Annotated in this window: 7 protein-coding genes and 2 pseudogenes; 3 read left to right on the forward strand and 6 right to left on the reverse strand. The window is 61.5% G+C overall.

All coding sequences use genetic code 11. The features are described 5' to 3' along the window. Nucleotides 1–193: pseudogene (locus tag QIW53_RS27070) on the reverse strand (glycine/betaine ABC transporter permease); the annotation flags it as partial. 45 nt (nt 194–238) lie between these two features. Beyond that, on the reverse strand, nt 239–1399 hold the full coding sequence (locus tag QIW53_RS27075; RefSeq protein WP_371052663.1) for a quaternary amine ABC transporter ATP-binding protein: 1161 nt from the start codon (nt 1397–1399) through the stop codon (nt 239–241). Between the two features lie 266 nt (nt 1400–1665). Between QIW53_RS27075 and QIW53_RS27080 the strand changes: the two genes are divergently transcribed. Further along, nucleotides 1666–2646: a LysR substrate-binding domain-containing protein gene (locus QIW53_RS27080; RefSeq protein WP_371052664.1), complete on the forward strand. Its 981-nt coding sequence runs from the start codon at nt 1666–1668 to the stop codon at nt 2644–2646. A gap of 177 nt (nt 2647–2823) precedes the next feature. On the opposite strand, the gene QIW53_RS27085 is transcribed toward QIW53_RS27080, so the two are convergent. The 4 genes from QIW53_RS27085 to QIW53_RS27100 form a co-directional block, all read right to left on the reverse strand. Beyond that, nucleotides 2824–3792 (reverse strand): NAD(P)-dependent oxidoreductase, encoded by a 969-nt coding sequence (locus tag QIW53_RS27085; protein ID WP_371052665.1) that lies wholly within the window; start codon nt 3790–3792, stop codon nt 2824–2826. A 10-nt stretch (nt 3793–3802) separates the two neighbouring features. Next, on the reverse strand, nt 3803–5194 hold the full coding sequence (locus QIW53_RS27090) for an NAD(P)/FAD-dependent oxidoreductase (protein ID WP_371052666.1): 1392 nt from the start codon (nt 5192–5194) through the stop codon (nt 3803–3805). A 264-nt stretch (nt 5195–5458) separates the two neighbouring features. Beyond that, nucleotides 5459–5797: a RidA family protein gene (locus QIW53_RS27095; protein WP_371052667.1), complete on the reverse strand. Its 339-nt coding sequence runs from the start codon at nt 5795–5797 to the stop codon at nt 5459–5461. Nucleotides 5798–5808: 11 nt separating this feature from the next. Then, a complete protein-coding gene (locus tag QIW53_RS27100) occupies nt 5809–6159 on the reverse strand; it encodes a cupin domain-containing protein (protein WP_371052668.1) in 351 nt (116 codons plus the stop codon). 223 nt (nt 6160–6382) lie between these two features. On the opposite strand from QIW53_RS27100, the gene QIW53_RS27105 reads away from it, so the two are divergent. Together QIW53_RS27105 and QIW53_RS27110 are read left to right on the forward strand one after the other, a co-directional pair. Next, nucleotides 6383–7300: a quaternary amine ABC transporter ATP-binding protein gene (locus QIW53_RS27105; RefSeq protein WP_371052669.1), complete on the forward strand. Its 918-nt coding sequence runs from the start codon at nt 6383–6385 to the stop codon at nt 7298–7300. A 28-nt stretch (nt 7301–7328) separates the two neighbouring features. After that, nucleotides 7329–7521, forward strand: a pseudogene (locus QIW53_RS27110) (glycine/betaine ABC transporter permease); the annotation flags it as partial.

A 7521-nucleotide genomic window follows, 5' to 3' on the forward strand; every position in this document is an offset into this window, starting at 1 on the left:
ACAGGATACCGATGCTCGGCGGGATGCTCTGCAACGTGTATTCGATGCCGTTGAGCACCTGATCGATCGGCCAGCGAATCGCGCGGAACACTTCACGAAAGTTCTGCACCATGTAGTTCAGGATGGCTTCCACCCAGTCACCCAACGGAATGGTGAGGGTCTGGAAGGGGTCGAGAAAGCTGAAATCGGACATTGTGGCACCTCGTCAAAGGGACGTTGGGCAAAGGGACGCTGGCGCTTAGTGGCGGCTCAGGGTCTGCAGCAACTGGTTCTTGGACACGGTGCCCTTGAACGAGCCATCGCGGCCGAGGACCGGCACCGGGTAGGGCAGGTGGGCGGCGATGTCCAGCACGTCATGCAGCGGTGTGTCGACGTACACCGGTTGCTGTTCGTGCAGGCTGTAGCGGTCGCTGGCGGTGGCACCGCTTTCGTCGGTGTCGACCACGCCCAGCAACTGGCCCTTGTCGTCGACCAGGTAGCCGAACGCGGCGCATGCCTTGAATTGCGGCGCCTTGCCATTGACCCGGCAGACCGTCTCGGGATCGAGCTGCGCGACATCGCCGGCCTTGAGTACCCGGGAGCTGTCGAAGCCCTTGAAGAAGGTGCGCACGTACTCGTTGGCCGGTTGATTGATCAGCTCCTGCGGCGTGCCGATCTGCACCACGCGGCCACCTTCCATGATTGCGATGCGGTGGCCGATGCGGATGGCTTCTTCGATGTCGTGGGAAATGAAGATGATGGTGCGTTGTTGCTCGGCCTGCAGGCGGATCAGCTCGCCCTGCATTTCGCTGCGGATCAGCGGGTCAAGGGCGGAAAACGCTTCGTCCATCAGCAGGATGGTCGGGTCGTTGGCCAGCGCACGAGCCAGGCCGACGCGTTGCTGCATGCCGCCGGAGAGCTGGTGCGGATAGCTGTGTTCATGGCCGGCCAGGCCAACCTGGGCCAACGCTTCCTTCGCCCGGCAGTGCCGCTCGCTTTCATTGACGCCGGAGATTTCCAGGCCAAAGGCGGCGTTCTCCAGCACGCTCATGTGCGGCATCAGGGCGAAGGACTGGAACACCATGCCCATTTCCTTGCGCCGTACATCGAGCAGCGCCTTGTCGCTCAGGCCGGTGATTTCCTTGCCGTTGAGGTGGATGGTGCCCGAGGTGGGTTCGATCAGGCGGTTGAACAAGCGCACCATGGTCGACTTACCCGACCCTGAGAGGCCCATGATCACGAAGATCTCACCGCGTTTGACCGAGAAACTGGCGTCGAATACGCCAACCACATGACCGGTCTTCTTGAAGATCTCGTTCTTGTCCGCACCGTTGTTCAGCATCTTCATGGCAAGGTCCGGGTTCGGACCGAAGACCTTGAAGATGTTCCTGACCGAAAGAATCTCTTCGGGATGGCTCATATGACCCTCTTTTTATGTTTATAACCAACTGTTAACCAGTACAGACCAGAGTCGGCGTGCGTGGCGTTCTATTGGCAGTCCGTTCGAAATACGAACGTGAGTCAGTCCTTGATGCAGTTATCTTCTGCCTTCAACGCTCATGCTTTTTTGTAGTCGCGGTCCCAAGGGAAGCTGTTGTTGCATTTGCTTTGGCTTGCGGACAGTCTAGAGCCGGGCCGAGCGGCCAAAAATCGACATTTTTTACGGGCTATTGATTACCTGGTGTTATGGTTAAACATACTGAACCCGATCAGACGCTGATCAAGATGCCATCGCTGAGAGCCGTGAAAGCCTTTGTCGCTGCGGCTCGCTACCAGAATTTCACCCGCGCCGCCGAGGCGCTGTGCGTGACCCAGGCCGCCATCAGCCGGCAGATCCGCGAGCTGGAGGATCACCTCGGCGCAGAGCTGTTCAACCGCGCCGGCCGGGCAGTCGAGCTGACTTCGGCGGGTTCGATTTTCTACGATGCGGTGCAGTTATCGTTCACCAACATCGCCCAGGCGGCGGAGCGCATCAGCAGCAACAGCAACTCCAAACACGTCGTCACCCTGTGCTGCTCCCAGGCGTTCGCCAACATGTGGCTGATGCCCAAACTGCCGACGTTCTTCGAGGCACACCCCGAGATCGACCTGAACCTGGTGGTGACCCAGAACTTCCTGACCATGGAAAACGGCGTGCACCCGGACATCATCATTTGCAAGATGATGAAGAGCCACGACGGTTACCACAGCCAGGCCCTGATGCATGACCAGGTCTATCCGGTGTGCTCGCCGCTGTACCTGGAGCGGCACCCGGAAATATGCACGGTCCACGACCTGCGCGACGGCGCCTTGCTCAACCTCAGCCCCTACGGGCGCTCGCAGGTCGCCGAGCACGTCGACTGGAGCGTGTGGTTCGCCTACCACGACATCGACCTCAAGACCCGGCCGACCGACACTCCGCACTTTTTCAACGCCAATGATTACAACCTGTTGATTCAGCTGACCCTGAACCATCAGGGCGTGGCGCTCGGCTGGAACCATCTCGTCGGACCGATGGTGGAGCAGGGGCTGCTGGTGCGGCCGGTGGACGAAATCCTGGTGTTGCACGACTCCAAGCACTACCTGAGCTTCAACGAAGACAAGCAGAACGACGCCAGTTGCCGCCGCCTGTACGAATGGCTGCTGGCAGAATTCGGCCCTGAGTGCGTCGAGGCGCAGGCGTCATAACCGCAGATCATCAGCCGCTGGTGGAGCGCAAACTCCTGTGGGCGCGCGGACACCTGTAGGAGCGAGCATGTCGAACCGTCGCGATGGACTTGAGAACACCGTGGGGTGTCAGGCTGCCAGCGTCATCGTTAACGACCATCGCGAGCATGCTCGCTCCTACAGGATTTGCAGCGCGTGTTAGGCCGTACGCATCCTGCGCGCCGCATTCTGCCGGATCACGAACTGGCTGATGTTGTCCACCGCGCTGTCCATCAACTGTTGCATGGCGTCCTCGCTGCTCCAGGCGATGTGCGGGTTGAGCAGGAAATCATCGCGCTGGATCAGGCTGAACAGCGGGTTGCTGGGGTGCAGCGGTTCGTGTTCGACCACGTCCAGTGCCACGCCGCCGAGCCGGCCGTTTTCCAGCGCCGCGATCAGTGCCGCTTCGTTGACCACGCCGCCGCGACCGGTATTGACCACCACCGCGTCGGGTTTCATCAAGGCCAGCTGCTGCGCATCGATCAGGTTGTAGGTCTCAGGCGTCAGCGGGCAGTTGATCGAGAGTACGTCACAGCGCTCGAGCAATTCATTCAGTGGCCGGCAATCGGGCCCCCGACGTTTGCCCCCGCGATCCTCGAACAACACCTGCATGCCAAAGGCGCGCGCCAGATGCGCCAGGCGCTGGGCGATCGGTCCGCTGCCGATGATCGCCAGGTGCTTGTCGCGCACATCGCGAATGCGGTGGTTGAAGTAGATGTTCTGGTACGCCGCTTCACCGGCATGCACCTGGCGCATCAGGCGGGTGAACGCCGCCGGGCGACGGAACAGCTCCAGGATCATCGCAAGGCTATGTTCCGCAACCGTATTGGCCGCATACCCCGGCACGCTGGAAACCTGGATGCCATGAGCATCGCAATAACCGACATCGACGATGTCCCGCCCGGTCAGGGCCAGGGAAATCATCTTCAGTTTCGGCAACTGACGCAGGTGCTCTTCGCGCAGCGGCACGCTGCAGGTCAGGGCAATCGTTGCATCCTGGAGGTGTTCGAGCACCTGATCCGGGTGGGTGTAGGCGTACTGCGTCCAGCGGTGCTTGCAGTCCGGACGCTTGAGACGGGTGGACGGCGCCAGGCCGTCGTCGTCGAGAAAAACGATCTGTTCGGTCACGATCAAATCCTTATTTCTTCTGCGCCGGCACGTAGCCGGCCGGGGCCATGGCAACCAGCTGACGGGTGACGAAACCCGCATCCTGGTCGTGATCTTCAAGCGACTCCTTGCGCACCAGCGCATCACGCACCATGTGTGCACCAAAGAAACGGAAGGGCTCTGGCGGCAGCAGTTTCATGCGTTGGTTGACCAGGCCACAGTTGGCCCACTCGTCATTGGCATGCTCGACCAGCGACTTGATGATGCGGCTGGCAAACACCGTGGTCGCCACGCCGTTGCCGGAGAAGCCGATGCCGTAGGCGATGTTCTGGTGATGGTCGAGGTAACCGAAATTCGGCAGCCCTTTCATGGCGCGATCGATAGGACCGGTCCAACTGCTGACGATCGGCACGCTGGACAGTTGCGGGTAGAGACGGCGCAGTTCTGCCGCCACCTTGTCCGCCGCCGGCGAGGGTTTCTCGTACAGGTTGCCGATGCGCCCGGCAAAGGCGAACTGGCCCAGGGGCTTGCCGAACACCACGCGGCCGTCCGGGGTGTTGCGCCAGTAGTTGAGCACGGTGCGCGAGTCGGTCATGCACTCGCCGCCACTGAAGCCGATCGCATCCAGTCGGGCCTTGACCGGCGCGGTGGCGACCATGTCGCTGGACATGATGGCGATCATCCGCCGCAGTTCCGGGAACCGCGCACCCCAGGCGTTCATCGCCAGCACCACGCGATCGGCCCGCACGGCACCGCGTTCGGTGTGCACCACCGGATGCTTGCCTTGTTCCAGGCGGGTCAGGGGGCTCTTTTCGAAGATCTTCACACCCAGCTTCAAGGCCACGCGGCGCAGGCCACGGGCGAGCATGGCCGGTTGCACGGTAGCGGCGTTCGGGTCGTAGATGCCGCCCAGCACCAGGGGCGAGCCCACCCGGCCCTGGATAGTGTGGCGATCCATCTCCTGAAACGGGTTGACGCCCAGGTTCTGCAGGCCATCGGTCAGCACCCGCCAGGAATTCATCTGGCGCTGATTGGTGGCGGTCCACAGCCAGCCGTGCTTGCGGTACTGGGCGTCGATGCCGTGTTCCTGGCAGAAGCTGCCGATTTCATCGATGGCCGACTCCGCCGCCTCGCAGATGCGCCGGGCCTCGACGTCGCCGCAGATGGTACGCAACGACAGGTACTTGCCCCACCAGTTGGTGGCGACCCCGCCGTTGCGCCCGCTGGCACCTGCGCCGCAGCGGTCGCGTTCGACGATGACAATGGTCTTTTCCGGGTTGGCCTGTTTCAGCCGGATGGCCGACCACAGGCCAAGGTAGCCACCGCCGACGATACACACGTCGGCTTGAATCGAATCCTGCAGGGCAGGGGCCAGGTCGTTATCCAGGTCAAGCGCCTGGGCATACCAGAATCCACGGTACATAAGGGTGCCTTCAGCCAATGTTGTCTTGTGCCGACATGATGCGCAGCGGGGCTGGGGGCTCACTATGATGCGGGGGACAATTGATAGAAGAACGTTGCGCGGAGGTCAGTTAATTCCCCGCCCCCTGTAGGAGCGAGCATGCTCGCGATGGTCGTCAACGATGACGCGGGCCGCCTGGATGCCCGCGGTGTCTGGGCGTTCTTCGCGAGCATGCTCGCTCCTACAGGGAATGCCCAGGTATTGCGAACGCGCGTTGGGCGTGATTCAGAGCTGCCCGAACGCCTGGATCTCGATGCGGTATTGCGGCGCAGCCAGCGCGGCGCCGACGCAGGCGCGCACCGGGGGCTGGTCGCCGACCCAGGCGTCGTACACCTCATTCATGGCGGCAAACTCGCCCATGTCCGCCAGCCAGATCTGCATTCGCGTCAGGTTCGTCTTGTCCGCGCCGATCTGTGCCAGCCACTGTTCCAGCTGCGCCAGCACGCAGCGGGTTTGCGCGCCGATATCGCCGTTGTCCAGGGCGACGATCCCGGACGTTTCGATGCGGCCATCCACCAGTACCAGCTGGCTGGCGCGGGCGCCCGGGTTGATTCGTTCGATCATCGAAAGGCTCCTTAGAACAGCACGTAGGTTTTGCGCAGGGCTTCGCGGATGTCCCACACGCCTTCGCAGTTTTCCGGGAACAGCACGGCATCGCCTGCGCGCAGTTCCACCGGCTCCCCGCCGTCCGGGGTGAAGGTGCACCAGCCGCTGACAATGTGGCTGAACTCGCGGTTCTTCAGATGGCGACGGAATACGCCCGGGCTGCTTTCCCAGACGCCGATGCTGGCGCCGACGGCGTCATCGGTCTGGGCCTGGCCCGTGGCAGCAACGGCAATCAGGTCGCCGACAGGCAGGCGTGCCGGCGAGCTTTCGCCCATTGGCGAGGCGGCGGCGTTGCGAACGACAGTGAGGACTTGGCTCATGAAGGTTTCCTAGGTTGAGGGGCATTTCGGCAAGCGGTCGGTACTTTTGCATTGCCCCTGACGGGGTGCATATAACGGAACGGACCAGTCATCGAACGCCAGGTCAGCCGTGCGCCGTATTCGGTGCCGCGATAATACAAATTGACCGGCTCATACAATTCAGGGGCAGGCCAGCGGGATAGAGTTCAGCCTGTTCGATCAATAAATATAAAAAGAGGGTCGTATGAGCCAGACCGATGAAATTCTCTCGGTGAAGAACATCTTCAAGGTGTTCGGTCCCCATCCGGATCAGGCCATGAAGATGTTGAACAACGGTGCCGACAAGAACGAGATCTTCAAGAAGACCGGTCATGTGGTTGGCGTATTCGACGCCAGTTTTTCCGTCAAGCGCGGTGAGATCTTCGTGATCATGGGCCTGTCCGGTTCGGGCAAGTCGACCATGGTGCGGCTGTTCAATCGCCTGATCGAGCCAACCTCCGGCAGCATCCATCTCAACGGCAAGGAAATCACCGGCCTGAGCGACAAGGCGCTGCTGGATGTGCGCCGCAAGGAAATGGGCATGGTGTTCCAATCCTTCGCCCTGATGCCGCACATGAGCGTGCTGGAAAACACCGCCTTCGGCCTGGAAATCTCCGGGGTCAAGGAAAGCGAGCGCCACTGTCGGGCCAAGGAAGCCCTGGCGCAAGTGGGCCTCGCCGGCCAGGAATACAGCTATCCCCATCAACTGTCCGGTGGCATGCAACAGCGCGTCGGCCTGGCCCGTGCTCTGGCCAACGACCCGACCATCCTGCTGATGGACGAAGCGTTCTCTGCACTGGACCCGCTGATCCGCAGCGAAATGCAGGGCGAACTGATCCGTCTGCAGGCCGAGCAGCAACGCACCATCATCTTCATTTCCCACGACATCGAGGAGGCGGTGCGCATCGGCCATCGCATCGCGATCATGGAAGGCGGGCGCGTGGTGCAGATTGGCACGCCGCTGGATTTGATCAACCAACCGGCCAACGACTACGTGCGCGCCTTCTTCAAAGGCTTTGACGTGTCGCGGGTGCTGAAGGCCGGTGATGTCGCGCCGATCGACACGGCGACCGTGTGCCAGGTCTGCCGCAAAGAGCTTGAACTCGCCCATAGCCACCCCTGAGCGCCCCGACAAGAAGAGGTAAGCCACGATGTCCGATTTCAGCTTTCTCGATCCCTTCCAGAGCCTGACGATTCCCTTGGGCGACTGGGTGGAAGCCGTCCTGAACTACATGGTGCAGAACTTTCGCGAAGTGTTCCGCGCGATCCGCTGGCCGATCGATCAGGTGCTCAACGGCATCGAATACACGTTGCAGAGCATTCCGCCGAGCATCGGTATCCTTC

Origin of the sequence: Pseudomonas fluorescens (assembly GCF_041354075.1) — a bacterium.
GTDB classification, from domain to species: domain Bacteria; phylum Pseudomonadota; class Gammaproteobacteria; order Pseudomonadales; family Pseudomonadaceae; genus Aquipseudomonas; species Aquipseudomonas fluorescens_CE.

What these genes read in the sequence shown, in the direction of transcription:
- QIW53_RS27075 (WP_371052663.1), bottom strand. Translation starts at nt 1,399, where the DNA reads ATGAGCCATCCCGAAGAGATTCTTTCGGTCAGGAACATCTTCAAGGTC.
- QIW53_RS27080 (WP_371052664.1), top strand. Translation starts at nt 1,666, where the DNA reads ATGGTTAAACATACTGAACCCGATCAGACGCTGATCAAGATGCCATCG.
- QIW53_RS27090 (WP_371052666.1), bottom strand. Translation starts at nt 5,194, where the DNA reads ATGTACCGTGGATTCTGGTATGCCCAGGCGCTTGACCTGGATAACGAC.
- QIW53_RS27095 (WP_371052667.1), bottom strand. Translation starts at nt 5,797, where the DNA reads ATGATCGAACGAATCAACCCGGGCGCCCGCGCCAGCCAGCTGGTACTG.
- QIW53_RS27100 (WP_371052668.1), bottom strand. Translation starts at nt 6,159, where the DNA reads ATGAGCCAAGTCCTCACTGTCGTTCGCAACGCCGCCGCCTCGCCAATG.
- QIW53_RS27105 (WP_371052669.1), top strand. Translation starts at nt 6,383, where the DNA reads ATGAGCCAGACCGATGAAATTCTCTCGGTGAAGAACATCTTCAAGGTG.